Annotated in this window: 19 protein-coding genes; 12 read left to right on the forward strand and 7 right to left on the reverse strand. The window is 73.2% G+C overall.

Annotated features, from left to right (window positions below; genetic code table 11):
• Positions 1–509: 509 nt before the first annotated feature.
• Both pelF and K7G60_RS00785 read right to left on the reverse strand, forming a co-directional pair.
• Positions 510–2054 (reverse strand): GT4 family glycosyltransferase PelF, encoded by a 1545-nt coding sequence (gene pelF / locus K7G60_RS00780; protein ID WP_225798778.1) that lies wholly within the window; start codon positions 2052–2054, stop codon positions 510–512.
• Positions 2055–2080: 26 nt separating this feature from the next.
• Positions 2081–4186, reverse strand: coding sequence for a hypothetical protein (locus tag K7G60_RS00785; RefSeq protein WP_225798779.1), 2106 nt, complete (start codon positions 4184–4186; stop codon positions 2081–2083).
• A 304-nt stretch (positions 4187–4490) separates the two neighbouring features.
• Between K7G60_RS00785 and K7G60_RS00790 the strand changes: the two genes are divergently transcribed.
• The 6 genes from K7G60_RS00790 (at position 4491) to K7G60_RS00815 (ending at position 14317) form a co-directional block, all read left to right on the forward strand.
• Positions 4491–5999, forward strand: coding sequence for a leucyl aminopeptidase (locus K7G60_RS00790; RefSeq protein WP_225798780.1), 1509 nt, complete (start codon positions 4491–4493; stop codon positions 5997–5999).
• A gap of 295 nt (positions 6000–6294) precedes the next feature.
• Complete coding sequence (lpdA, locus tag K7G60_RS00795) at positions 6295–7683, forward strand: dihydrolipoyl dehydrogenase (protein WP_030691860.1); 1389 nt, start codon at positions 6295–6297, stop codon at positions 7681–7683.
• 62 nt (positions 7684–7745) lie between these two features.
• Entirely contained in the window at positions 7746–9521 is a 1776-nt protein-coding gene (gene sucB / locus K7G60_RS00800; protein ID WP_225798781.1) for a 2-oxoglutarate dehydrogenase, E2 component, dihydrolipoamide succinyltransferase, read from the forward strand.
• A 118-nt stretch (positions 9522–9639) separates the two neighbouring features.
• Positions 9640–10263 (forward strand): GntR family transcriptional regulator, encoded by a 624-nt coding sequence (locus K7G60_RS00805; protein WP_190102521.1) that lies wholly within the window; start codon positions 9640–9642, stop codon positions 10261–10263.
• A 302-nt stretch (positions 10264–10565) separates the two neighbouring features.
• Positions 10566–13271, forward strand: coding sequence for a pyruvate dehydrogenase (acetyl-transferring), homodimeric type (gene aceE, locus K7G60_RS00810; RefSeq protein ID WP_225798782.1), 2706 nt, complete (start codon positions 10566–10568; stop codon positions 13269–13271).
• Positions 13272–13354: 83 nt separating this feature from the next.
• Positions 13355–14317: a YafY family protein gene (locus K7G60_RS00815; RefSeq protein WP_225798783.1), complete on the forward strand. Its 963-nt coding sequence runs from the start codon at positions 13355–13357 to the stop codon at positions 14315–14317.
• Between the two features lie 18 nt (positions 14318–14335).
• Here the strand turns inward: K7G60_RS00815 and K7G60_RS00820 are convergent, their stop codons facing one another.
• Positions 14336–15262: an SDR family oxidoreductase gene (locus tag K7G60_RS00820; RefSeq protein WP_225798784.1), complete on the reverse strand. Its 927-nt coding sequence runs from the start codon at positions 15260–15262 to the stop codon at positions 14336–14338.
• 99 nt (positions 15263–15361) lie between these two features.
• On the opposite strand from K7G60_RS00820, the gene K7G60_RS00825 reads away from it, so the two are divergent.
• Positions 15362–15883, forward strand: a complete 522-nt coding sequence (locus K7G60_RS00825) for a DUF4240 domain-containing protein (RefSeq protein WP_225798785.1) — start codon at positions 15362–15364, stop codon at positions 15881–15883.
• 49 nt (positions 15884–15932) lie between these two features.
• Here K7G60_RS00825 and K7G60_RS00830 read toward each other — a convergent pair whose 3' ends face one another.
• Together K7G60_RS00830 and K7G60_RS00835 are read right to left on the reverse strand one after the other, a co-directional pair.
• The gene (locus K7G60_RS00830; RefSeq protein ID WP_225798786.1) at positions 15933–16166 is read right to left on the reverse strand and encodes a hypothetical protein; all 234 of its coding nucleotides are present in this window, start codon (positions 16164–16166) and stop codon (positions 15933–15935) included.
• Complete coding sequence (locus tag K7G60_RS00835) at positions 16166–16960, reverse strand: SDR family NAD(P)-dependent oxidoreductase (protein WP_225798787.1); 795 nt, start codon at positions 16958–16960, stop codon at positions 16166–16168. Before K7G60_RS00835 ends, K7G60_RS00830 begins: the two co-directional genes overlap by 1 nt.
• A gap of 118 nt (positions 16961–17078) precedes the next feature.
• Between K7G60_RS00835 and K7G60_RS00840 the strand changes: the two genes are divergently transcribed.
• The gene (locus K7G60_RS00840; RefSeq protein WP_225798788.1) at positions 17079–17732 is read left to right on the forward strand and encodes a TetR/AcrR family transcriptional regulator; all 654 of its coding nucleotides are present in this window, start codon (positions 17079–17081) and stop codon (positions 17730–17732) included.
• A 43-nt stretch (positions 17733–17775) separates the two neighbouring features.
• Here K7G60_RS00840 and K7G60_RS00845 read toward each other — a convergent pair whose 3' ends face one another.
• Complete coding sequence (locus K7G60_RS00845) at positions 17776–18273, reverse strand: GNAT family N-acetyltransferase (protein WP_225798789.1); 498 nt, start codon at positions 18271–18273, stop codon at positions 17776–17778.
• A gap of 38 nt (positions 18274–18311) precedes the next feature.
• Here K7G60_RS00845 and K7G60_RS00850 point away from each other — a divergent pair, with 38 nt between their 5' ends.
• Together K7G60_RS00850 and K7G60_RS00855 are read left to right on the forward strand one after the other, a co-directional pair.
• Positions 18312–19232: a TIGR01777 family oxidoreductase gene (locus K7G60_RS00850; protein ID WP_225798790.1), complete on the forward strand. Its 921-nt coding sequence runs from the start codon at positions 18312–18314 to the stop codon at positions 19230–19232.
• Between the two features lie 197 nt (positions 19233–19429).
• Complete coding sequence (locus K7G60_RS00855) at positions 19430–20806, forward strand: NAD(P)/FAD-dependent oxidoreductase (RefSeq protein WP_225798791.1); 1377 nt, start codon at positions 19430–19432, stop codon at positions 20804–20806.
• A 36-nt stretch (positions 20807–20842) separates the two neighbouring features.
• Here K7G60_RS00855 and K7G60_RS00860 read toward each other — a convergent pair whose 3' ends face one another.
• Positions 20843–22327: a regulator gene (locus tag K7G60_RS00860; protein WP_225798792.1), complete on the reverse strand. Its 1485-nt coding sequence runs from the start codon at positions 22325–22327 to the stop codon at positions 20843–20845.
• 288 nt (positions 22328–22615) lie between these two features.
• Between K7G60_RS00860 and lipB the strand changes: the two genes are divergently transcribed.
• Positions 22616–23413, forward strand: a complete 798-nt coding sequence (lipB, locus tag K7G60_RS00865; protein WP_225798793.1) for a lipoyl(octanoyl) transferase LipB — start codon at positions 22616–22618, stop codon at positions 23411–23413.
• A 104-nt stretch (positions 23414–23517) separates the two neighbouring features.
• On the forward strand, positions 23518–24486 hold the full coding sequence (lipA, locus tag K7G60_RS00870; protein WP_225798794.1) for a lipoyl synthase: 969 nt from the start codon (positions 23518–23520) through the stop codon (positions 24484–24486).
• The last annotated feature ends 103 nt before the right edge of the window (positions 24487–24589 follow it).

The raw sequence follows: 24589 nt of genomic DNA on the forward strand, positions 1-24589 counted from the left end.
GGGCGGGGCGCCCTCCGCGGCGAGCTCGCCCCCGGCGGGGGGCGGGCCGATCCGGGCCGGCTGCCCGGCGACGGGCGCGGGCCGGGCCGGACGGACCGGGGCCCCGGCGGGGCCGGCTGCAGCCGAGGGCCCGGCGGCCGCGGGACCGACAACAACCGGCGGACCGGCGGTCGCAGGACCGGAAGGAACCGGCGAGCCGGCAGTCGCAGGACCAGCAATAACCGGCGGGTCGGCAGCCACGGGACCGGCAGGAACCGGTGGGGCGGTCGGGGGCGGCGGGCCGGCGGTGTCCGGTGGGAGTGGGGCCGCTCGTCCGGTGGGCGTCCCGGGCCGGGCGGTGCCGGGCGGGGTCGGATGCCCGGCCCGCCCGGCGGCTGCCGTCCCGAGTGCCCGGGGCGGAGCCCCCGCCCCCGCGCCCGGGGCTTGGTCGGGGCGGGCCACCCGGGGCCGGGGGATGCCGGGAAGCGGGGTCGCCCCCGTCGTCGGGGGCTTCAGCCAGAGGGAGCCGCTCATGCCGGGGTGCCTCCCGTGACGAGGGCCGGGGAGGTGCGGCGCGGGGCGGGGATGCTCAGGCGGAGGGGTTCCCGGGGCAGCGGGGCGGGGCGCGGCGGGCGGCCGCCCGCGAGTTCGCGGTAGATCTGCCGGAAGCCGTCCACCGAGCGGTGCAGGGTGAACTGGTCGATCACGCGCTGTCGGGCCCGGCGGCCCAGCTCGGCGCGGCGGGCGCCGTCCCGGAGGAGGGCGGAGACGGCGGCGGCCATGACGGCCGGTTCGCGGGGCGGGACGACGATCCCGGTGTCGCCGACCGCTTCCCGTACGCCTCCGACGTCCGTGGAGACGGTGGCGCGGCCGCAGGACATGGCCTCGATGAGGGAGAAGGGGAAGCCCTCGCTGATGGAGGAGAGCATGACCACGCTGCCGGCCGCGTAGGCGGAGGGCACGTCGGAGACGCGGCCCTCGAAGGAGACGCCGTCGGCGACGCCGAGTTCGGCGGCGAGTTTCTCCAGGCGGGTCAGGTAGTCCTCGTTCCCCGCCGGGACCGGGCCGAAGAGGCGGAGCCTCAGCTCGGGGAGTTCGGCGCGCGAGATCGCGTACGCCCTGATCAGGGTCTCCAGGTCCTTGATGGGGTCGACCCGGCCGCACCAGCTGAGGGTGGGGGTCTCGGGTTCGGGTCCGGCCTCGGGGAAGAGGGCCGGGTCGACGCCGTTGTAGACGGTGCGGATGCGGTCGGCGGGAGCTCCGCCGCGCTCCTCCCAGCGCCGGTTGTACTGGTTGCAGGGGGTGATGAGGTCGGCCTTGCGGTAGCCGAGGGTGTTGAGCTCGCGGTAGAAGCCGAGCATGAGCGCCTTGACGGGCCAGCGCTGTGCTTCGGTGCGGTAGCCGAGGTAGCGCTCGCGGAGGTAGATGCCGTGTTCGGTGAGCAGGAAGGGCACCCCTTCGAAGTGCTGCGCGGCGAGTGCGGGCAGCGTGGCGAGGCCGCTGGAGACGGCGTGCGCCACGCCGCCGGTGGCTATCCGGGCGGCGAGCGGACGGAGGGCGTGTTCGAGCAGGTCGGTGGCGGTGAGCGCGTCGTGGACGGTGGGCCGGGCCGCGAGCGTCGGCAGGTGCGGCATGGTCCAGATCCACATGAGGGAGCGCAGGGCCGGCTCTGAGCGGAGGGCGGCGGTCAGCCGTCCCTGCCGGGCGAGGGCGGCCAGTTCGTACAGGCTCGCGCCGAAGTCGCGGCCCGCCGCGGGGTCGAGGAGGGCGAGCAGGAGTCCTTCGTACGCGTCGAGGAAGCGACGGCGTTCGCGCCCCCGCAGGCCCCGGCGCGCGCGCCCTGGCGCGGCCGGACCCTGCGGAAGGCCCCAGAGGGGGTAGGCGGTGTGCCGGGTGACGTTGGGCGGCAGCTCCCACGTGACGGGTTCGCGGCCGCTGCCGGTGAGGGCGAGGATCTCGAAGTCGACCTCCGGCATGCCGCGGACGAGCTGGTCGCACCAGGTGCTGACGCCGCCGTGGACGTGCGGGTAGGTGCCTTCGGTGAGCATGGTGACGTGACGGCCACTGCTCGGCATGAGCGGGTCCCCCCAGGACGTGCTGGTCAGGCGGTCGGGAGCGTGAGTGTGACGGCGGTCTGGAGCGGTTCGGGCGTGGTCCAGGCGGAGCGGGTGCCCGCGTAGGCCGTCCCGAAGGCGGTGCTGCCGAGGAGGAGCCGCTTGCGGGTGCCCTCGGGGGCGGTGACGGGCACGTTGACGCCGGCTGGTGCCTTGACGGTGACCGTGGTGCCGATGCGGTAGGCGGTGACCTTTCCGGTGGCGACGGCCTGGTCCCAGGCGGCGCGGCGGTTCAGTTCGGTGCCGGCCTCCTTCTGGGCCGGGTTCACCAGGGGCGTGTTCGCCGCGAACAGGGCCCGGTAGTCGGCGAGCACGCGGTCGAGGACGGGGTAGAGGAGGCGCTCCTCGGCGAGGTTGGACTGGTGCACGTAGTGCGGCCGGGGGTCGTTGCCGAGGACGTGGGAGAGGGCGGTGCGGGCTTCCTGCGGCACGATGTGGTCGGCGTAGCCGGTGGTCGTGGGGAGCGGTGCGGGCAGGCAGGTGGAGGCCGGGTCGGACTCGCAGATGCCGCTGCCGCCGTCGGCGCGGGAGGTGTAGATCCAGTTGTACTCGTCGGTCATCTCGGCGGCGGTGCCCACGTTGTAGTACACGTTCATCGGGTGGCGGGGCACGGTCCTCGCGGCGCCGGTGCCCACGGCGCGCTGCTCGGGTTCGCGGGAGTTGTCGCTCGCGGTCCACTTCACGCCGTTGTCGGCGAGGGCGCCGGCGAGGTTGGGATTGTCGACGGGCTGCTGGGGCAGGGTCCTGAGGCCGGAGTGCTCGCCGGTGACGAGTTCGGAGCGGTCGACGGAGATGCCCTTGCCGACGGCCCAGTTGTGGTTGTCGCGGATCTGGCCGGAGAGTTCGGAGCGGCTGACCCAGAGGGTGTTGCCCGCGGTGTCCGTGGCGCACCGCCAGGGGACGACGGTGTTGTCCTGGACGCAGCCGAGGAAGGGGTGGGTGTAGGTGTGGTTGATCCACCGGTACTGGGCGCGGTCGGCGACGAGCCGGTCGGTGAGCGGGTCGGTGCCGCCGTGCTCGGTCTTCCACTGTTCGCCCTGGCCGCCGTTGTAGACCATGTCGAGCTTGAAGCCGGAGGACTTCTGCCAGGCGGCGGCGTACTGGGCGTCGGCGGCCGTCATGCGGATGGGATCGGCGCCCTCTCCGTCGTCGCCGACGCAGTCGAAGTCGCCGGGGGTGCAGTTCAGCGCGACGTCCCAGCGGGCGTCGGGGGCGAAGACGTCGTCGACGTGGACGGAGAGGTAGTTGCGGCTCTGCCCGAGGTGGACGCCCTGGGTGAGCCAGTCGACGATGCCGCGGGCGAGGGCGCGGAACTGCCGCTGGTACCGGTTGTAGGCGAAGGTGACGACGAGTTCGCGGCGCCCGTCGGCGGCGTACTCGCCGACGAGGCTGGCCCGGCCGCCGCCGTCGACGGGGATGTCGAGGTAGCTGGTGTAGCCGGCCCGGGGGCGGCCCGCGTAGCCGTAACTCTCGGCGATCGCGGGGTCGTTGTCCTCGAAGGCGAGCGTCCCGGCGAGGTACCGGAAGGGGCCCGCCTGTCCCGCGGCGGTGACGCCGGCGGTGGTCCCGTCGAGGACGCCGGACCAGCCGCCCTGGTCGGTGTAGTCGAGGCCGACGCCGGGGTGCGACCAGGTGTAGGCGTCGACCTGCGGGATGCCGAAGGTCCGCTCGTACGCCTGGAGGGCGGTCTGCTCGGCGGAGTCGGGGCCGAAGGCGCTCTCGTGGGGCAGGACGACGCCCTGGTACTTGGCGCGGGGCCGCCCGTCGACGGTGTCGCTGAGGAAGGCCGCGTCCAGGACGGGCCGGTTCGGGTCCCCGAGGTCGATCCTGCGGTACGGGACGCCGGCGCCCTTCAGCTCGGCGGCGATCGCCCCGACCGCGCTGCCGCCGTCGTCGACGACGAGGACGGTGAGGTCCACGCGGGGCGCCGTCGTCTCGGCGACCGCCTGCGCGGACGGGACGACGGTGGCGAGGAGCGCGGCGGCGGCGAGGGCCGCGATCCTGCCCGTGCGGGGCGCGGTCCCGCCCGTACGGGACGTGGTGCGGGCGGTGCGGGACGCGGTTCTGGGCGTACGGATTCGGTCGGAGTCCATGGCGGGTGTCCCCCCTCGACGGGCCCCGCCCGAACCGGCAGGACCCGTGGAGATGTCGCAGATGAGGCGAAGGACGGTGTGTCGTCCTTGCATGAATGAGGCGAGTGTGACCGGGCGACAGAGGCCGAAAGGGTAAACATGAAAGAGACACCACGGATGAGTGAATCAACGCCGCCGTGATCGAACCTTGTGAGCGAGCGTAGGCTCGTTCTCGGCGCTCTCCGGGCCGAAATACGATGCGGCGGGCACGGTCGGCCCATCCCTCGACCGCCACAGAACTCAATGGAAGCGAGATTTCACCACCGTGACTGCTCTCACTCTCAGCACTGCCGGCGCGGCGACGCTGCGCGCCGACGCCCTGGTCGTCGGCGTCGCGAAGTCCGGGAAGACCCTGGTCGTCGCCCCGGGCGCCGAGGCCGTCGACAAGGCCTTCGACGGCCGGCTCGCCGCCGTCCTGGAGACCCTGGGCGCCTCGGGTGCCGAAGGTGAGGCGACGAAGCTGCCCGCCCCCGCCGGTCTCAAGGCTCCCGTCGTCCTGGCCGTCGGCCTCGGCGAGGCCCCCGAGGACGGCGAGTCCTTCGGTGCGGAGACCCTGCGCCGCGCCGCCGGCACCGCCGCCCGCACCCTGACCGGCTCGAAGAAGGCCGCGTTCGCGCTGCCGATCGCCGCCGCCGACGACGCCGCCGCCATCGCGGAGGGCGCCCTGCTCGGCGCGTACGCCTACACCGCGTACCAGGAGAACGGCAAGGACGCGAAGAAGCCCCTCGCCGAGGTGGCCCTGCTCGGCGCCAAGCCGCGCGACAAGGCCCACAAGGCCGCCGCCGAGCGCGCCCAGGCCGTCGCCGAGGAGATCAACCGCGCCCGCGACCTGATCAACCAGCCGCCGAACGACCTGACCCCGGCCGCCTTCGCCGCCGTCGCCCAGGCCGCCGGCAAGGAGCACGGCCTCAAGGTCCAGGTCCTCGACGAGAAGGCGCTCGCCAAGGGCGGCTACGGCGGCATCCTCGGTGTCGGCGCCGGCTCCGTGAACCCGCCGCGCCTGGTCCGGATCGCCTACACCCACCCGAAGGCGGAGAAGACCCTCGCCCTCATCGGCAAGGGCATCACCTACGACTCGGGCGGCATCTCCCTGAAGCCGGCCGGCCACAACGAGACGATGAAGTGCGACATGAGCGGCGCCGCCGCCGTGTTCTCCGCCGTCGTCGCCGCGGCCCGCCTCGGCCTGGAGGTCAACGTCACCGGCTGGCTCGCCCTCGCGGAGAACATGCCGTCCGGCTCGGCCACCCGCCCGGGTGACGTGCTGCGCATGTACAGCGGCAAGACCGTCGAGGTCCTGAACACCGACGCCGAGGGCCGGCTCGTCCTCGCCGACGCGATCACCAGGGCCTCCGAGGAGCACCCGGACGCCATCGTCGACGTGGCGACCCTGACCGGCGCCATGGTCCTGGCGCTCGGCGACCGCACCTTCGGCATCATGGCCAACGACGACGACTACCGGACCGCGATCCACGAGATCGCCGAGGAGGTCGGCGAGCAGTCCTGGCCGATGCCGCTCCCCGCGGAACTGCGCAAGACCATGGACTCCCCCACCGCCGACATGGCGAACATGGGTGTCCGGATGGGCGGCGGCCTGGTCGCCGGCCTCTTCCTGCAGGAGTTCGTGGGCGAGGGCATCACCTGGGCCCACCTGGACATCGCGGGCCCGGCCTTCCACGAGGGCGCCCCGTACGGCTACACCCCGAAGGGCGGCACCGGCTCCTCGATCCGCACCCTGGTGAAGCTGGCCGAGCGCACGGCGGCCGGCGAGCTCTGAGCACCGCGGATGTGACGAAGGCCCCGAGAGCTCCGGCTCCGGGGCCTTCCCCTTTCACCGGCCGCTGTTCGCCCGCGACGAAATCCGTAGGTTCGTACGCCCCCGTGACCCCGCCGTACGGACGATCGGCCGTCTCAGAGCCCGGCCCCGCGTCCCGTCGTCCGTCAACAAGTGCGAAGATGGGTTCTCGGCAGGACAGGGCCCCCACCACAGGGCCGAAATAAAGCGGCCGGACACCAGCCGCCGCCAGGTCATCGACGACCGGCGACGAGCGCACATGCATGGAGGACGTGACGTGGCGAACGACGCCAGCACCGTTTTCGACCTAGTGATCCTCGGCGGCGGTAGCGGCGGTTACGCCGCGGCGCTGCGCGGAGCGCAGCTGGGCCTGGACGTCGCACTGATCGAGAAGAACAAGCTCGGCGGCACCTGCCTGCACAACGGCTGCATCCCGACGAAGGCCCTGCTCCACGCCGGCGAGGTCGCCGACCAGGCGCGCGAGGCGGAGCAGTTCGGTGTCAAGGCCTCTTTCGAGGGCATCGACATCAAGGCCGTGCACAAGTACAAGGACGACGTGATCTCCGGCCTGTACAAGGGCCTGCAGGGTCTCGTCGCCTCCCGCAAGGTGACGTACATCGAGGGCACGGGTCACCTGTCCTCCCCGACCTCCGTCGACGTGGACGGCCGCCGCGTCGAGGGTCGTCACGTCCTCCTGGCCACCGGTTCCGTGCCGAAGTCCCTGCCCGGCCTGGAGATCGACGGCAACCGGATCATCTCCTCGGACCACGCGCTGACGCTGGACCGGGTCCCGGAGTCCGCGATCATCCTCGGCGGCGGCGTCATCGGCGTCGAGTTCGCCTCGGCGTGGAAGTCCTTCGGCACCGACGTCACGGTGATCGAGGGCCTGAAGCACCTCGTCCCGGTCGAGGACGAGAACAGCTCGAAGCTTCTTGAGCGCGCGTTCCGCAAGCGCGGCATCAAGTTCAACCTCGGCACCTTCTTCCAGTCCGCCGAGTACACCGACAACGGCGTCAAGGTCACCCTCGCCGACGGCAAGACCTTCGAGGCCGAGGTGCTCCTGGTCGCCATCGGCCGCGGTCCGGTCTCGGCCGGCCTCGGCTACGAGGAGCAGGGCGTCGCCATGGACCGCGGCTACGTCCTGGTGGACGAGTACATGCGCACCAACGTGCCGACGATCTCGGCCGTGGGCGACCTCGTCCCGACCCTCCAGCTCGCGCACGTCGGCTTCGCCGAGGGCATCCTCGTCGCGGAGCGGCTCGCGGGTCTGAAGCCCGTGCCGATCGACTACGACGGCGTGCCCCGGGTGACGTACTGCCACCCCGAGGTCGCCTCCGTCGGCATCACCGAGGCCAAGGCCAAGGAGATCTACGGCGCGGACAAGGTCGTCGCCCTGAAGTACAACCTCGCGGGCAACGGCAAGAGCAAGATCCTCAAGACCGCGGGCGAGATCAAGCTCGTCCAGGTCAAGGACGGTGCCGTGGTCGGCGTCCACATGGTCGGTGACCGCATGGGCGAGCAGGTCGGCGAAGCGCAGCTGATCTACAACTGGGAGGCGCTGCCGGCCGAGGTCGCGCAGCTCATCCACGCCCACCCGACGCAGAACGAGGCGCTCGGCGAGGCCCACCTGGCCCTGGCCGGCAAGCCGCTGCACTCCCACGACTGACGCTCACGTCATCACAGGGCGCGACGACCACTTTCCGCAATTCGTTAGGAGCAACTGAAACCATGTCGGTTTCCGTAACCCTGCCGGCGCTCGGCGAGAGCGTCACCGAGGGCACCGTCACCCGCTGGCTCAAGGCCGAGGGTGAGCGTGTCGAGGCCGACGAGCCGCTGCTCGAGGTCTCGACCGACAAGGTCGACACCGAGATCCCCGCCCCCGCCTCGGGCATCCTGGCCTCCATCAAGGTCGCCGAGGACGAGACGGTCGAGGTCGGCGCCGAGCTGGCCATCATCGACGACGGCTCCGGTGCTCCGGCCGCCGCCCCGGCCCCGGCCGCCGAGGCCGCTCCGGCTCCGGCCGCCGCCCCGGCCCCCGAGGCCCCCCAGGCCGCCCCGTCCACCGAGGTCCAGGAGCCGGCCCCGGCGCCGACGGCCGAGGCTGCCGCCGGCGGCGGTTCCGCCCAGGGCACCGACGTCGTGCTGCCCGCGCTGGGCGAGTCCGTCACCGAGGGCACCGTCACCCGCTGGCTGAAGTCGGTCGGCGAGACCGTCGAGGCCGACGAGCCGCTGCTCGAGGTCTCCACGGACAAGGTCGACACCGAGATCCCCGCCCCCGCCTCCGGCGTTCTCCTGGAGATCGTCGTCGGCGAGGACGAGACCGCCGAGGTCGGCGCCAAGCTGGCCGTCATCGGTGCCGCGGGTGCCGCCCCGGCCCCGGCCGCCCCGGCGCCCGCCGCCGCTCCGGCCCCCGCCGCCCCGGCGCCCGCCGCCGCTGCCCCGGCTCCGGCCGCCCCGGCCCCGGCCCCCGCGCCGGCGGCCCCGGCTCCGGCCGCTGCCGCTCCGTCGATCGCCCCGGCCGTGGTCACCCCGGTCCCGGCGGCCCCCGCGGCCGCTCCGGCCGCTCCGGCCGAGGACGGCGCGTACGTGACCCCGCTGGTCCGCAAGCTCGCCACCGAGAACGGTGTCGACCTGGCGTCCGTCAAGGGCTCCGGCGTCGGCGGCCGCATCCGCAAGCAGGACGTCCTCGCGGCCGCCGAGGCCAAGAAGGCCGCCGCTGCCGCCCCGGCCCCCGCCGCCGCCCCGGCCGCCGCGGCGAAGGCCCCGGCCCTCGAGGTCTCCCCGCTGCGCGGTCAGACCGTCAAGATGACCCGCATGCGCAAGGTCATCGGCGACAACATGATGAAGGCGCTGCACGGCCAGGCCCAGCTGTCCTCGGTCGTCGAGGTCGACATCACCAAGCTGATGAAGCTGCGCGCCCGCGCCAAGGACGCGTTCGCCGCCCGTGAGGGCGTCAAGCTCTCCCCGATGCCGTTCTTCGTGAAGGCGGCGGCCCAGGCGCTGAAGGCCCACCCGGTCATCAACGCCCGGATCAACGAGGACGAGGGCACGATCACGTACTTCGACTCGGAGAACATCGGCATCGCCGTGGACTCCGAGAAGGGCCTGATGACCCCGGTCATCAAGGGTGCGGGCGACCTCAACATCGCCGGCATCTCGAAGGCCACGGCCGAGCTGGCCGGCAAGGTCCGCGCGAGCAAGATCACGCCGGACGAGCTGTCCGGTGCGACCTTCACCATCAGCAACACCGGTTCGCGCGGCGCCCTGTTCGACACGATCATCGTGCCGCCGAACCAGGTCGCCATCCTGGGCATCGGTGCCACGGTCAAGCGTCCGGCCGTCATCGAGACCGCCGAGGGCACCGTCATCGGCGTCCGGGACATGACCTACCTGACGCTGTCCTACGACCACCGCCTGGTGGACGGCGCCGACGCGGCCCGTTACCTGACGGCCGTCAAGGCGATCCTGGAGGCCGGCGAGTTCGAGGTCGACCTCGGTCTCTGACCCGTCGTCCGAGGCGCAACGTAACGAGCCTCACCTGCGGCGCCCCCGTCCGGAAGTGTTTCCGGACGGGGGCGCCGCCGTATTGTCTAAGGGTCAACACTCCCCGAGGAGCCGCTTCATGACCGTCCCCGTCGTCCACTCGTTGCGCGAGCAGATCCGCGAGCACATCGTGGAGGGGATCGTCAGCGGCCGCTGGAAGCCGGGCGAGCGCATCGTGGAGCGTCGGATCGCGACCGAGCTGGAGGTCTCCCAGACGCCCGTCCGCGAGGCGCTGCGCGAGCTGGAGTCGCTGCGGCTGATCGAATCGGCGCCCAACAAGGGCGTCCGGGTCCGCAACCTCACCGCGGCCGACCTGGAGGAGAGCTACCCCGTCCGCGCCGGTCTGGAGCAGATCGCGGCCGAGCTGGCGGCCGGGCGGCTCGCGGCGGACTGCTCGGCCCTGGAGCCGCACGTGGCCGCCCTGTACGAGGCGGACGCGGCCTCGGACGGGACGGCGCAGGTGCGGCACACGGTGGCCTTCCACCGGGAGCTGGTGAAGGCGGCCGGGAACGGCGTCCTGCTGCACACCTGGGAGACGCTCGGCATCGAGGTCTTCACGGCCCTGTCGATCCGCTGGCTGGGCACGGTCCAGAAGTCGTACGCGGAGGAGCACCAGGAGCTGGTGGAGGCCTTCCGGCGGGGCGACCCGAACATCGGCGCCCTGGTGAAGGCGCACGTCCTGGGCTGCGCGCCGCGCGCCTGAGCCACGCCCGTACGCACGGTGAGCGGGTCCGTCTTCCGGCGGGCCCGCTCATTCGTGCGCGCACACCTTCACACAACCGGGTTCACCTGCGAAAACAAGGCAGAAAACAAGGCACCGGGTGCCCCTTTCCCTGGCACCCTGTGCCGACTTTCTCGATCTGAAGAGGTTTTCCGCTTCAACCCTTTGATCGATCATCGATCGCCGGTTTACAGTCTTCGGCGGGCCGTCACCCGGCCCTTCGCCCTGTCCTGCCAGACAAGGCCCCCTTATCTCCACCCCCATCCGTCCGGAAGGCGGCGATCATGACCGATCCCGTAGGCAAGATTCCGAGCGAGCTCGACCAGCTCCCGGACCGTGACACCGAGGAGACCGCCGAGTGGGCGGCCTCCCTGGACGCCGTCACCAAGGCCGCCGGCCCCCACCGGGCCGCCTACCTGATGCGCCGCACCCTCCAGCACGCCGAGGGGGCGGGCCTGGCCCTCCCCAAGCTCCTGGAGACGGACTACGTCAACACCATCCCCACGGCCGCCGAGCCCTCGATCACCGAGTTCGGCGGCGACGAGGAGATGGAGCGGAAGATCACCGCGTGGAACCGCTGGAACGCGGCCGCGATGGTCACCCGCGGCTCCAAGCACGGCGTCGGCGGCCACATCGCCACCTTCGCCTCCGCTGCCTGGCTCTACGAGACCGGCTTCAACCACTTCTTCAAGGGCAAGGAAGCCGACGGTTCCGGCGACCAGCTCTACATCCAGGGCCACGCCTCCCCCGGCATCTACGCCCGCGCCTTCCTCGACGGGCGCCTGAACGAGGCCCACCTCGACAACTTCCGGCAGGAGTCCGGCGGCAACGGCCTGCCCTCCTACCCGCACCCGCGCCGCCTCCCCTGGCTGTGGGAGTTCCCCACCGTCTCCATGGGTCTGGGCCCGCTCTCCGCGATCTACCAGGCGCGCTTCAACCGCTACCTGACCAACCGCGGCATCAAGGACGTCTCCGCCTCGCACGTCTGGGCCTTCCTGGGCGACGGCGAGATGGACGAGCCCGAGTCGACCGCGGCCCTCGCCCTGGCGGCCCGCGAGGGTCTGGACAACCTGACCTTCGTCATCAACTGCAACCTGCAGCGCCTCGACGGCCCGGTCCGCGCCAACTTCAAGATCGTGCAGGAGCTGGAGGCCCAGTTCCGCGGCGCCGGCTGGAACGTCGTGAAGTCGCTGTGGGGCAACGCCTGGGACGAGCTGTTCGCGCTCGACACCACCGGTGCCCTCGTCCGCCGCCTCCGCGAGGTGCCGGACGCGCAGGTCCAGACGTACCAGACCCGCGACGCCGCCTACATCCGCCAGGACTTCTTCGGCAAGGACCCGGCGCTCGTCGCGATGGCGCAGCTGCTGAGCGACGACAAGATCCTCGAGTGCTTCCACCTCTCCCGCGGTGGTCACGAGCCGCGCAAGGTGTACGCCGCGTACAAGGCCGCCCTGGAGTTCAAGGGCGCGCCGACGGTGATCCTGGCGCAGACCGTCAAGGGCTTCACCCTGGGCGAGGGCTTCGCGTCGAAGAACGCGAACCACCAGATGAAGAAGCTGACGACGGACGAGTTCAAGAACATGCGTGACCTTCTTGAGCTGCCCATCTCGGACGCGCAGTTCGTCGACGGCGTGGTCCCCTACGGCCACCCGGGCGCCGACTCCCCCGAGGTCCGCTACCTCCAGGAGCGCCGCGCGGCCCTCGGCGGCCCGGCCCCGGCCCGCCGCACCCACGCGCTCGCCCCGCTGCCGGCCCCGGCCGACAAGGCCTTCGCCGCGTTCGACAAGGGCTCCGGCTCGCAGTCGATGGCCACGACGATGGCGTTCGTGCGACTGATCAAGGACCTGATCCGCGACAAGGAGACCGGCAGGCGCTGGGTCCCGATCGTCCCGGACGAGGCCCGCACCTTCGGCATGGAGTCGCTGTTCCCGTCGCTCGGCATCTACTCGCCGAAGGGCCAGACGTACGAGCCGGTCGACCGCGACCAGCTGATGTACTACAAGGAGGCCGTCAACGGCCAGATCCTGAACGAGGGCATCACCGAGGCCGGCTCGATGGCCGACTTCATCGCCGCGTCCACCGCGTACGCGACGCACGGCGAGGCGATGATCCCGTTCTACATCTTCTACTCGATGTTCGGCTGGCAGCGGACCGCCGACCAGATGTGGCAGCTCGGCGACCAGCTCGGCCGCGGCTTCCTCGTCGGCGCGACCGCCGGCCGCACCACCCTGACCGGTGAGGGCCTCCAGCACGCCGACGGCCACTCGCCGGTGATCGCGGCCACCAACCCGGCTGCGCTGACCTACGACCCGGCGTTCGCCTACGAGGTCGCGGTCATCGTCAAGGAGGGTCTGCGCCGGATGTACGGCGAGGCCGCCGAGGGCGAGGACCGGGACGTCTTCTACTACCTCACCGTCTACAACGAGCCGATGCCGCAGCCGGCCAAGCCGGCCGGCGTCGACGAGGGCATCATCAAGGGCCTCTACCGCTTCAACACGGCGGAGTCGGCCGGTCTGGAGCTGCCCGCGAACGCCGCGCGCGTCCAGCTGCTCTCCTCCGGCACGGCGATCCACTGGGCCCTGGAGGCGCAGAAGCTGCTCGCCGCCGAGTGGGGCGTGGCCGCCGACGTGTGGTCCGCCACCTCCTGGACCGAGCTGCGCCGCGACGCGCTGGAGGCCGACGCGGCCCTCCTGCGCGGCGAGGAGCGGGTGCCGTACGTCCGCAGGGCGCTGGAGGGCATCGACTCCCCGGTCCTCGCGGTCTCCGACTACATGCGCCAGGTCCCGGACCAGATCGCGCAGTGGGTCGAGCAGGACTACACCTCGCTGGGCGCCGACGGCTTCGGCCTCTCGGACACCCGCGACGCGGCCCGCCGCCACTTCGGCGTCGACGCCCAGTCGATCGTCGTCGCGGCCCTGGCCCAGCTGGCCCGCCGCGGCGAGGTCCAGGCGACGGCCGTGAAGGAGGCGCGCGAGCGCTACGGCCTGTAAGGGCCTCCGATCCGTCCGAGGGGCCGCCTCCGCACGCACGTGCGGAGGCGGCCCCTCGGCGTGCGTACGGCACTCTGGTGGTCATGCGTGCCGCCCGCCTCATCAAAATGGTCCTGCTCCTCCAGAACCGGCCGTCCATGACCGCCGCCCAGCTCGCCGCCGAGCTGGAGGTGTCGGAGCGGACCGTCACCCGGGACGCGCTCGCCCTTTCGGAGGCGGGGGTGCCGGTGTACGCGGCCCGGGGCCGGACCGGTGGGTACCGGCTGGTCGGCGGGTACCGGACCCGGCTGACCGGGCTCGGGCGCGACGAGGCGGAGGCGCTGTTCCTGTCCGGACTGCCGGGGGCGCTGCGGGACATGGGCCTGGAGGACGCCGCCTCGGCGGCCCGGCTGAAGGTGTCGGCGGCGCTGCTGCCCTCGCTGCGGGACGCGCACGAGTCGGCGGCCCGGCGCTTCCACCTGGACGCGCCGGGCTGGTACCAGGAGCCGGAGACGCCGGAGCTGCTGGCGCCGCTGGCGGAGGCGGTCTGGGACGACCGGTGGGTGTCGGCGCGGTACCGGCGCGGGGACGGCGGCGAGGTGGAGCGGGAGCTCCAGCCGTACGGCCTCGTCCTGAAGGCGGGCGTCTGGTACGTGTGCGCGCGCTCGGGCTCCTCGTTCCGCACGTACCGGGTGGACCGGTTCACGGCGGTGGCCGTGGGCGAGGCCCGGTTCGACCGGGACCCCGACTTCGACCTGCCCGCCTTCTGGGAGGAGCGGTCGGCGGAGTTCACCCGCTCCCTGCTCCGTACGGAGGTGGTCGTGCGGCTCTCGGAGGCGGGCGCCCGCCGGCTGCCGCACGTCACGGACCGCGCTGCCGCCGAGGAGGCGCTGGCGGCGGGGACCGCCGAGGGCGGCCTCGTGCGGGTCGTCCTCCGGGTGGAGAGCGAGGAGGTCGCCCTCGGTCAGCTGCTCGGGCTCGGCCCGGAGGCGGAGGTGCTGGCCCCGGACTCGCTCCGGGAGCGGTTCGCGGAGGCGGCCCGGGGCCTGGCGGAGCTCTACCGGTAGGGCCCTGCCGGCGGAGCCCTACCGGTAGTCGGCCACGTCCGGATTCCCCGTCTCGTTCGCGACGATGAAGCCCCAGGCGTCGGGGCGGGAGCCGTCGGCGTCGGTGAAGCCGTACTCGCCGGCCAGCTGCGCGCTGGAGAGGGACTGTCCGGTCCAGCGGTGCCGGTCGGGGTCGGCGGCGAGGGCGGCGACGGCCCGGCCGACGTAGACCGGTGACTCGGAGACGCCGAAGTCGGGGATCTTCTCGGTGGCGTCGCGCCAGTTCTCCTCGGTGACGCCGAAGCCGGCGAGCATCTGCTCCGACCTGAGCCAGCCGGGGGTGACGACGACGGCGGTGCCGCCGTACTCCTCCAGTTCCCGGGCGAGGCCGAAGGCCATCCGGATCGGGGCGTTCTTGGCGAGGTCGTAGTAGAGGTTCTCGCGGAAGCGGGTGCCGTTGTACGCGGCGGTGCCGTCGGTGACCTCGACGACGAGCCCGCCGGGGTTGCGGATCAGCAGCGGGACGGCGAGGTGCGAGGTGATGGCGTGGGTGCGCACGCCGAGTTCGAGCATCCTCAGGCCGTCGGCGAGGTCGAGCTCCCAGGTCTTCTTGCCGAAGGAGGGGCCGAGGAGGTGCTCGCCGCCCCACACGTCGTTGACGAGGACGTCGAGCCGGCCCCGCTCGCGGTCGATCCGGTCGACGAGTGCGCGGACCCTGTCGGGGTCCAGGTGGTCGGTGGGAACGGCGATGCCCTCGCCGCCGGCGGCCGTCACCAGTTCGGCGGTCTCCTCGATGGTCTCCGTGGCGCGGCCGACCTCGCTGAGCTTCTCGCGGGTGGTGCGGCCCGTGACGTACACGGTGGCCCCGGCGGTGCCGAGTTGGACGGCGATGGCCCGTCCGGCGCCCCGGGTGGCCCCGGCGACCAGGCAGACACGTCCGCGCAGGGGTGTGGTCTCAGTCGTCATGGGCGCCAGCCTGTCAGGAAAGCACGACATCTTCTGTCGGGTTTCCTTTCGGGTTTTCCGGGTGCGTCGGACTCCGCGAACCACGATGCTGGAGCCGTGATGGACGAGACCGAGTTCTGGGAGCTCATCGACGCCACCCGCGAGGAAGCCGAGGGCGACCCCGAGGAGCAGGCCGACCTGCTCGTGGAGCGGCTGACCCGGCTCGACCCCGACTCGGTGCTCGACTACGCGCGCCATTTCGAGGCCCGCTTCAACCGCGCGTACCTCTGGGACCTGTGGGGTGCGGCGGCCGTGCTCTTCGACGGGGCGGGCGAGGAGACCTTCGACTCGTTCCGCTGCTGGCTGATCGGCCAGGGCCGTGAGGTGTACGAGGGGGCCGTGCACGATCCGGACGCGCTGGCGGAGCTGCTCGGCGACTTCGACGTGGAGATCGACGGGGACGGCGAGGAGATCGGCTTCGCCGCCGACGAGGCGTACGAGCAGCTGACCGGCGGCGAGACCCCCGACCTGGGCATTCCGATGCCGGGCGGGGAGCCGCTGGGCACCCCCGTCGACCTGGGGGACGAGGGCGTGCTCGCGAGCCGCTTCCCCCGGCTGTGGGAGCGCTTCGGGACGGCGTGACGCGCCGGGGTGCGGATCCTTCCGGGATCCGCAGCCCCGGGTGGGTGGTTCAGCCCGGCTGCGGCCGGGGGTTCTCCTGGCCGAGGATCATGTCGGTGCGCGCCTTGAGCGCCGGGCAGAGCTGCTCGGGCTGCGGGATCGCCCGGTACCTGCCCTCCGCGATCATCTCGAAGACCCTCTCGGCGTGCTCCTCGGGCGTGGGCCCGTGCTCGTCGGCGAGGGCCTCGACCGAGGCGGGTTCGGCGACGTCGGTGACGACGGCCGTGACCTCGGCGGCGGTCATCAGAAGTGGGTCCCGCCGTCGATGCGGACCTCGGTGCCGGTGATGAACTTCCCGTCCTCGGAGGCGAGCATCGCGACGACGCCGGCGACGGTCTCGGGGCCGGCGAAGCCCTGGCCGAGGGCGGGGGCGAGCTTGGCGAAGAGGGACCAGTCGGTGTCCTCGGGCAGGCCGGGGCCCTGGGACTGCTTGGAGGCGCCGGAGCCGTCGGTCATGCCGGAGGAGATGGAGCCGGGCTGGACGGCGGTGAAGCGGATGCCCTGCTTGGCGTACTCGGCGGCGAGAGCGTGGGTCATGGACTGGATGCCGCCCTTGCTGGCCGCGTAGGCCGCCATGTAGGGGTGGGCGAACTGCGCGGAGGTGGAGGAGAAGTTCACGACGGCGGAGCCGTCGCCCTCCAGGAGCGCCGGTATGGCCTCGCGGATCACGAGGAAGGTGCCGGTGAGGTTGACCCGGACCACCTGCTCGAAGGAGTCCAGGGTCGTCTCGTGGGTGTGCGAGGAGCGCAGGATGCCGGCCGCGTTGACCAGGACGTCCAGGCCGCCGAGCGCCTCGACGGCGGCGGCGACGCCGGCCCGTACGGAGGCCTCGTCGGCGACGTTCACGACGACGGTGGTGAGGCGGTCGGCGGCGTCGCCCGCCTTGGCGACGGTGTCCTTGAGGCCGTCCTCGCTGACGTCGGCGGCGACGACCCGGCCGCCCTCGGCGAGCATGCGCAGGACTGTGGCCTGGCCGATGCCGGAGCCGCCGCCGGTGATGAGGGCGCGGCGTCCTTCGTAACGGGTCAGCTGGTTCATGGCGGCAACCTCTCGATGTCAAGCTTCCGGGGAACGCCGCCACCGTACGCCCGAGTGGCACGTTTTGCCACACCTGCACGTCATGCATCTCCGGCAGTCGCAGGCGTACGCTTCGCGGGTGAGCACCAAGCCCGAGGGCACCACGCCCCCCACTCCCTCGCTGACGGAGCGCCGCAAGGCCGCCACCCAGCTCGACATCGCCCGCGCCGCGGCCGAGCTCTTCACCGAGCGCGGCCCCGACGGCACCACGGCCGAGGAGATCGCCCAGCGGGCCGGCGTCGCCCTGCGCACCTTCTACCGCTACTTCCGCTCCAAGCAGGACGCCGTCGCCCCGCTCCTCGCGGGCGGCGCCGACCGCTGGCGGCGACTCCTCGCCGCGACGGAACCGGGCGCCGGCGTGCCCGAGGCCCTGGAGCGCTCGATCGCCGCCTCGCTCACCCCGCAGACCGAGGCGGACGCGGAGGGCCTGCGCTGGACGCGCGGGCTGCTGCGGGCCGCCGCCGAGGACCCCGCCCTGCGGGCCGTCTGGTACCGGGTCAACCAGGAGTCCGAGGAGCGGCTGCGCGAGGTCGTCGCCGGGCTCGCCGGACCGGACGCCGACCCGCTGGAGGTGCGCCTCGCAGCGGCGGCGGCCACCGACGCCATCCGGATCGCCCTGGAGAGCTGGGCGGAGACGGACGCCCCGGAGCGCGGAGAGGGAGCACCGGCCGCGCTGGCGGTCCGCTGCCTGCGCGAACTGATGGGCGGGATGCGGCTGTTGCGGGACGCGTGACGGCGGCGCGCCGGCCCCCGGGGCGGGCGGCCGTCACGGGCTCTCAGCGGACCAGCGACCGGCCCATGAGCACGTCGTCCACGTACGCCCCGTCGAGGAACATCTCCCCCGGCAGCACGCCCTCGACCACGAAGCCCTCGGAGGCGTAGAGCGCGCGGGCCGGCGCGTTGTGGCCGAGGACCCGCAGGGTGAGCCGTACGGCGCCCTGTTCCCGGGCCCGGTCCATGGCGGCCCGCAGCAACGCCCGCGCGACGCCCCCGCCCCGGGCGGACCCGGCCACGGCGAGGCCCTGGATCTGGCGGACGTGGGCGGTGGCGGCGAGCGGGGTCGGCGGCACCACCCGGACGTAACCGACGACCGCTCCCCCGCGCACGGCCACGAGGTAGTCCTCGGGCAGGTGGCGCGCGTCGAAGAAGGGCGCGCCCGGCTCCGGGGCGGGCATCACCGCGTGGAGCGTCGACCAGGTGGCCCGGTCGAGCTCCGCGAGCGCGGCGTCGTCGTCCTGCACGGCGGTGCGTATCTGCGTCTCCGGCACGATCATGACGGCCACTGTGCCACGCACCGGCCGGAGAGGGCAGGATGGTGCGCATGCAGCGTTCCGCCACTCGCAAGCGCGTCGCCGTCACCGGCGCCTCCGGACTCATCGGCTCGGCCCTGGTCCGCTCCCTGCGCGCCGACGGCCACGACGTCCTCCGCCTCGTCCGCCGCCCCGCCCGCACCGCCGACGAGGTCGAATGGGACCCGAAGCGGCTGTACGTGGACGCCGCCGGGCTCGTCGGCGTCGACGCCGTCGTCCACCTGGCGGGCGCCGGCGTCGGCGAGCGCCGCTGGAACGAGGCGTACAAGAAGGAGATCCGGGACAGCCGGGTCCTCGGCACGACGGCGATCTCCCAGGCGCTCGCCTCGCTCGCCGACCCGCCGGAGACGCTGGTCTGCGGCACGGCGCTCGGTTGGTACGGGGACACCGGCACCCGCGCGGTGGACGAGAGCGCCCCCGCCGGCACGGGCTTCCTGCCCTCGGTGTGCGGGGAGTGGGAGGCCGCGGCCGCCCCCGCCGAGGAGGCCGGCATCCGGGTCGCCTACGCCCGCACGGGCCTGGTGGTGGCCCGCCAGGGCGGGGCGTGGGGACGGCTCTTCCCCGTCTTCCGCGCGGGGCTCGGCGGGCGGATGGGCGACGGCCGCCAGTACTGGTCGCACATCTCCCTCCACGACGAGGTGGCCGCCCTGCGCCACCTGGTCGACACCCCCGCCCTCTCCGGTCCGGTGAACCTGACGGCCCCCGAGCCGGTCACCAACCGCGAGGTGACGGCGGCGATGGGCCGGGTGCTGCGCCGCCCGACCGTGTTCACCGTCCCCGCGCCGGCCCTGAGGATCGTCCTCGGCGACTTCGCCCAGGACGTGCTGGGCAGTCAGCGGGTGCTGCCGGGGCGCCTGTTGGAGAGCGGCTTCGACTTCGCCTTCCCGACGATCGACGACTCGATCCGGGCGGCGCTGCGCTGAGCCCCCTCCCCGCGGGGTGCGCTCCCCCGTGCTGCGTGAACCCCACCGCGCGCGGCCGACTTCCGCGGCGGCACTGCCTAGGCTCGATGCCCACCGTTCGATGACCACCGTTCGATACGAACGCGAACTCGGGCGTTCCGGAGGCCTGTCGGGGGCATAACGCCTCCCACCGGCGGCGCCGACCTGGGGAGGGGCACGTGCTCAGTACCGCAACCAGCGCACAGCACAGGGACGTCGTGGAGGCCGTCGACGTCGTCATCGTAGGAGCCGGGACCGCGGGGCTCGCGGCCGCGCACCGGCTGACGGGCGCCGGGCTCGCCGTCGCCGTCCTGGAGGCGGAGCCGCAGGTCGGCGGACGGCTGGCCACCGATCTCGTCGACGGTTTCCTGCTCGACCGGGTGGGCCCGCTGCTCACCCTCTCCTCGGAGGAGCTGCGGACCACGCCGGGTCTCCACGGCCTGGAACTCCGCCCCTTCGCCCCCGGGGTGCTCGTGCACAGCGACGGGCGGTACGCGCGATGGGGCGTCCCGCACCCGCGCCGGACCGCCGGACACCGGACCGCCGGACACCGGAGCGGCGGAGTCCACCGGGGCGTGGGGGGAGCGTTCAGCGTGGCGCGCGCCCTCGCGAGCGCCCCCCGGAATCCGGCCGCGTCGCTCGACCAGGCGCGGCTCGGCGCCTCCCTCGTGCGGCTCGCCGCGACGCCGCCGCAGCGACTGCTGGCCCGGCCCGACCGGACCGCCCGGGAAGCCCTGACCGCGAGGCTCCCCGCCCGTACCGTCCAGGGGGTGCTGCGGCCGCTGCTCGCCGCGCTCCTCGCCGATCCGGACCTCGGCATGTCGAGCCGTCAGGCGGACCTGGCACTGCGGGCCTTCGCCCGGGGACGGCCGACCGTCCCCGAGGGCGGTTCGGCGGCGCTCCCCGAGCGGCTCGCCGCCTCGCTGCCGCCGGGCACGGTCCGCACCGGCGTCCGCGTCACCGACGTGTCGGTCTCCCGGGTCACGACGGCCGAGCACGGCGTGATCGGCTGCCGCTCGGTGCTCCTGGCCACGGGGGCGCGCACGGCGGCGGAGCTGCTGCCGGGCCTGCGGCTCCCCGCGTTCCACCCGGTCACCGTCCTCCACCACACGGCGCCCGCGGCGCCCGTCTCGGACCCCACCCTGCTCCTGGAGTCCGACCCCGGCGGACCGGTCGCCCACACGGCGGTGATGAGCGCGGTCGACCCGACCCGGGCGCCGGCCGGGAAGGGCCTCGTCACCTCCACGGTCCTCGGCACGCCCCCGGACGACACGGAGCGCCGGGTCCGCAAGCACCTGGCAACGCTGTACGGCACGTCCACGGACGACTGGGAGCTCCTGGCCCTCCACCACACCCGGGACGCGGTCCCGGCGATGCCGCCGCCGCACGACGCGCACCGCCCGGTCCGGCTCCTGGCGGGGTTGTACGTGTGCGGGGACCACCGGGAGGCGGGGACGGTCCGGGGCGCGCTGACGTCGGCGGCCCGCGCCACGAGGTCCCTCATGGCGGCCCGGGGGGCCCGCCCCCGCCTGGCGGAACCGGACGCGGCGGCCTGACCCCGTCACGGGCATGCGTTCCGCCGGGGCGCCGTGTCAGCCGATCGCCGCGACGCGGTCCCGGTAGGTGCGGGCGGCCGCCGCGTCGCGGTACGGCTCCAGGCGGCGCTCGAAGTCGCGTACGTACTCCAGCGCCCGCGCCGAGCGCATCTCCGACGCCTGCTGCGCCGCCTCCGCGCCCAGCGCGCACGCCTGCTCCAGTTCGCCCAGGGCCAGGCGTGACGTGGCGAGGACGACCCGGCAGAACAGCCGGCTGCGGGCGAAGCCGGGCGCGCGGAGCTGGAGCGCGCGCTCGGCGTGCTGCGCGGCGGGCCGGTACTGCTGGAGGTCCCGGTGGCAGTGCCCGAGCTCGTCGGCGAGTTGTGCCTCGTCGAAGTGACGGGCCCAGTACGGCACCTCGTCGCCGGGCCGGGCCGCTTCGAGGGCCCGCTCGGCGCGGACCAGGGAGGCGCTGCAGGCCCGCGCCTCGCCGAGGACCGCGTGGCCGCGCGCCTCGACGGCGTGCAGCATCGCCTGGACGACGGGCGGGGCGGCGGGGCCGACGCCCTGCTGGGCGACTCGGGCGAGCTGTACGGCCTCGCGGCCGTGGCCGAGGTAGACGGCCTGGCAGCTCATGGTGAGGAGCACGTACGAGCCGTAGGCGCGGTCACCGGCCGCCTGGGCGAGGCGCAGCGCCTGGACGAAGTAGCGCTGGGCGAGGCCGTGGGCGGCGATGTCGTACGAGGTCCAGCCGGCGAGCCGGGTGAGGTCGGCGGCGGCGGCGAAGAGCCGGCGGCCGGTGCTCTCCCCGTACGTGCCGCGCAGCATGGGCTCGGCCTCGTGCTCCAGGTAGCGGACGAGGGCCTGGCGGGCGTGGCCGCCGCCGTAGGCGTGGTCGAGGGTGCGGAAGAGTTCGCCGACGGAGCGGAGGGCGGCGATGTCGCCGCTGGACACCCGCTGCCCGGGGCCCCGGTCCGTGCCGCGCTGGCGGGGGACGGAGAAGCGGCCCTGGGGCGGCACCCGGGGGTCCTGCGCGGATCCGGCGGGGGCGGACGGCGGGCGGGCGGCCGGGCCGGGGGCGGGCTCGCCGCGGGCGACCCGGTCGTCGGCGCGGCCGATCAGCCAGTCGCGGCTGGGGACGACGAGGCCGGCCGGGGTGAAGGCGATCTTGCGGAGTTCGGCGTGGCTGCCGGAGTCCTTGCGCCACAGGCCGCTGACGATGTCCACGGCCTCCTCGGGGGTGGCGGCGAACTCCAGGCCCGCGTAGACGGGCGCGCAGGCGTCGAGGCCGAGGTCCTGGGCGGAGAGGCGGCGGCCGAGGCGGCGGGTGAAGACCTCGGCGATGAGGGCGGGGGTGGTGCCGCGCGGCTGCTGGCCGCGGAGCCAGCGGGTCACGGAGGTCTTGTCGTACCGCAGGTCGAGCCCGTGTTCCAGACCGAGCTGGTCGACCCGTCTGGCGAGCCCCGCGTTGGAGAACCCGGCTTCGGCGATGAGCGCGGCGAGCTGGCGGTTCGGGATGCGCTGCGGTGGTCGTTCCGTCATCAGCTGTGCGGTCTCCTGCCTTCCGGGTCCGGGCGGCAGCCCCGTCGGACCCTCATGGAACGGCGTGAATTTAGCGGTCTCCGCGGCCCGTACCGCCACCTTCGCCCCACATTCATCCGATCGTGTGAGGATTGACGGCATCGCTGACGTAGGTGCCCCCGTCCACCTGCCGGAGGGGCGTCCCCGGTACCGCCGTACAGTGGCATGGGCGCGAATGACGCATGGTGCCGAGCCGGCCCGGGATGATCCCCGGTTCCCGGCTTCCGGCGCCCAGGAGGAGGCATGGCCGTGAGTGAGCTGCGATTCGTCCGCCTTGGGTTCGGCGAGGAATCCGTCGACTACCAGGTGGCCTGGGACAAGCAGCGCGAAGTGCACGCCGCACGGTTCGCCGACGAGATCGACGACACCTGTCTGCTGCTGGAGCACCCGCCGGTCTACACCGCCGGCCGGCGCACGCAGGAGAACGAGCGGCCGCTGGACGGGACGCCGGTGGTGGACGTGGACCGGGGCGGCAAGATCACCTGGCACGGTCCGGGCCAGCTGGTCGGCTACCCGATCCTGAAGCTGCCCCGCCCGGTGGACGTCGTCGCGCACGTGCGCCGCCTGGAGGAGGCCCTGATCCGCACGGCCGCCGAGTTCGGCGTGGAGACGACGCGGGTCGAGGGGCGCAGCGGGGTCTGGGTCCTCGGCGACCCGGTCGAGCGGCGGCCGTCGATCGGCGGCCTCTCCCTGGACTTCGACCCGCGGCTGAACGACGAGGAGTTCGACCCGCGCCTGAACGGCCCCGAGTACGCCCCGTCCAACGCCGGCCAGCGCCGCGAGGACCGGAAGCTCGCCGCGATCGGCATCCGGGTCGCCAAGGGCGTCACCATGCACGGCTTCTCGTTCAACGTGAACCCGGACAACGCCTGGTTCGACCGGATCATCCCGTGCGGCATCCGCGACGCGGGCGTGACCTCGCTCGCCAACGAGCTGGGCCGGGACGTCACGATCGAGGAGGTGCTCCCGGTCGCGGAGAAGCACCTGCGGGACGTGCTGGAGAACGCGGAGCCGAAGCCGCGGGAGATCGAGCGGGCCTCGGCCTGAGGAATGCCGAGCTGTGGCCACAGGTTGGCCAAGCGTAAAGCAAGGCATGGAAGCAACGGGCGTACCCTGGTGTACGCCGAAGAATCGAAGCTACAGGAGCCGATGTGTCCGCAGTCGCCCCCGACGGACGCAAGATGCTGCGCCTGGAGGTCCGGAACGCCCAGACCCCCATCGAGCGCAAGCCCGAGTGGATCAAGACCCGCGCGAAGATGGGTCCCGAGTACACGAAGATGCAGGGCCTCGTGAAGAGCGAGGGCCTGCACACGGTCTGCCAGGAGGCGGGTTGTCCCAACATCTTCGAGTGCTGGGAGGACCGCGAGGCGACCTTCCTCATCGGCGGTGACCAGTGCACCCGGCGCTGCGACTTCTGCCAGATCGACACGGGCAAGCCCGAGGCGCTCGACCGCGACGAGCCCCGCCGCGTGGGCGAGTCGGTCGTCACGATGGACCTGAACTACGCCACCATCACGGGCGTCGCGCGCGACGACCTGGAGGACGGCGGCGCCTGGCTGTACGCGGAGACCGTCCGCCAGATCCACCAGCAGACGGCGGACCGCGCCGAGGGCCGCACCAAGGTCGAGCTGCTCGCCCCCGACTTCAACGCGGTGCCGGAGCTCCTGAAGGAGGTCTTCGACTCCCGCCCGGAGGTCTTCGCGCACAACGTCGAGACCGTCCCGCGGATCTTCAAGCGGATCCGTCCGGGCTTCCGCTACGAGCGCTCCCTGGACGTCATCACCCGGGCCCGCGACTACGGTCTGGTCACGAAGTCGAACCTGATCCTCGGCATGGGCGAGACCCGCGAGGAGATCAGCGAGGCGCTCCGGCAGCTGCACGACGCGGGCTGCGAACTCATCACGATCACGCAGTACCTGCGCCCCTCGGTCCGGCACCACCCCGTGGAGCGCTGGGTGAAGCCGCAGGAGTTCGTGGAGCTGAAGGAGGAGGCCGACGCGATCGGCTTCTCCGGCGTGATGTCGGGCCCGCTGGTCCGCTCCTCGTACCGCGCGGGCCGGCTGTACCAGCAGGCGATCGAGAAGCGCGGCGCGGTCGACAACGCCACCCAGGCCGTCTGAGCCCCGCGCCGGGCCTGTGTGAATCGCCGCACAAGCAGTTACCGGCCGGTATAGGCCGGATCCGGCGCGGCCCGGACACCTCCGCAGCTCAGCGGGGGCGTCC

It is taken from the genome of Streptomyces sp. NK15101 (genome assembly GCF_020400725.1).
Taxonomy (GTDB): domain Bacteria; phylum Actinomycetota; class Actinomycetes; order Streptomycetales; family Streptomycetaceae; genus Streptomyces.

Excerpts from the sequence above, each read along its gene's own strand:
- pelF (WP_225798778.1), bottom strand. The coding sequence starts at position 2,054 with ATGCCGAGCAGTGGCCGTCACGTCACCATGCTCACCGAAGGCACCTAC.
- K7G60_RS00785 (WP_225798779.1), bottom strand. The coding sequence starts at position 4,186 with ATGGACTCCGACCGAATCCGTACGCCCAGAACCGCGTCCCGCACCGCC.
- sucB (WP_225798781.1), top strand. The coding sequence starts at position 7,746 with ATGTCGGTTTCCGTAACCCTGCCGGCGCTCGGCGAGAGCGTCACCGAG.
- K7G60_RS00805 (WP_190102521.1), top strand. The coding sequence starts at position 9,640 with ATGACCGTCCCCGTCGTCCACTCGTTGCGCGAGCAGATCCGCGAGCAC.
- aceE (WP_225798782.1), top strand. The coding sequence starts at position 10,566 with ATGACCGATCCCGTAGGCAAGATTCCGAGCGAGCTCGACCAGCTCCCG.
- K7G60_RS00815 (WP_225798783.1), top strand. The coding sequence starts at position 13,355 with ATGCGTGCCGCCCGCCTCATCAAAATGGTCCTGCTCCTCCAGAACCGG.
- K7G60_RS00820 (WP_225798784.1), bottom strand. The coding sequence starts at position 15,262 with ATGACGACTGAGACCACACCCCTGCGCGGACGTGTCTGCCTGGTCGCC.
- K7G60_RS00825 (WP_225798785.1), top strand. The coding sequence starts at position 15,362 with ATGGACGAGACCGAGTTCTGGGAGCTCATCGACGCCACCCGCGAGGAA.
- K7G60_RS00830 (WP_225798786.1), bottom strand. The coding sequence starts at position 16,166 with ATGACCGCCGCCGAGGTCACGGCCGTCGTCACCGACGTCGCCGAACCC.
- K7G60_RS00835 (WP_225798787.1), bottom strand. The coding sequence starts at position 16,960 with ATGAACCAGCTGACCCGTTACGAAGGACGCCGCGCCCTCATCACCGGC.
- K7G60_RS00845 (WP_225798789.1), bottom strand. The coding sequence starts at position 18,273 with ATGATCGTGCCGGAGACGCAGATACGCACCGCCGTGCAGGACGACGAC.
- K7G60_RS00850 (WP_225798790.1), top strand. The coding sequence starts at position 18,312 with ATGGTGCGCATGCAGCGTTCCGCCACTCGCAAGCGCGTCGCCGTCACC.
- K7G60_RS00860 (WP_225798792.1), bottom strand. The coding sequence starts at position 22,327 with ATGACGGAACGACCACCGCAGCGCATCCCGAACCGCCAGCTCGCCGCG.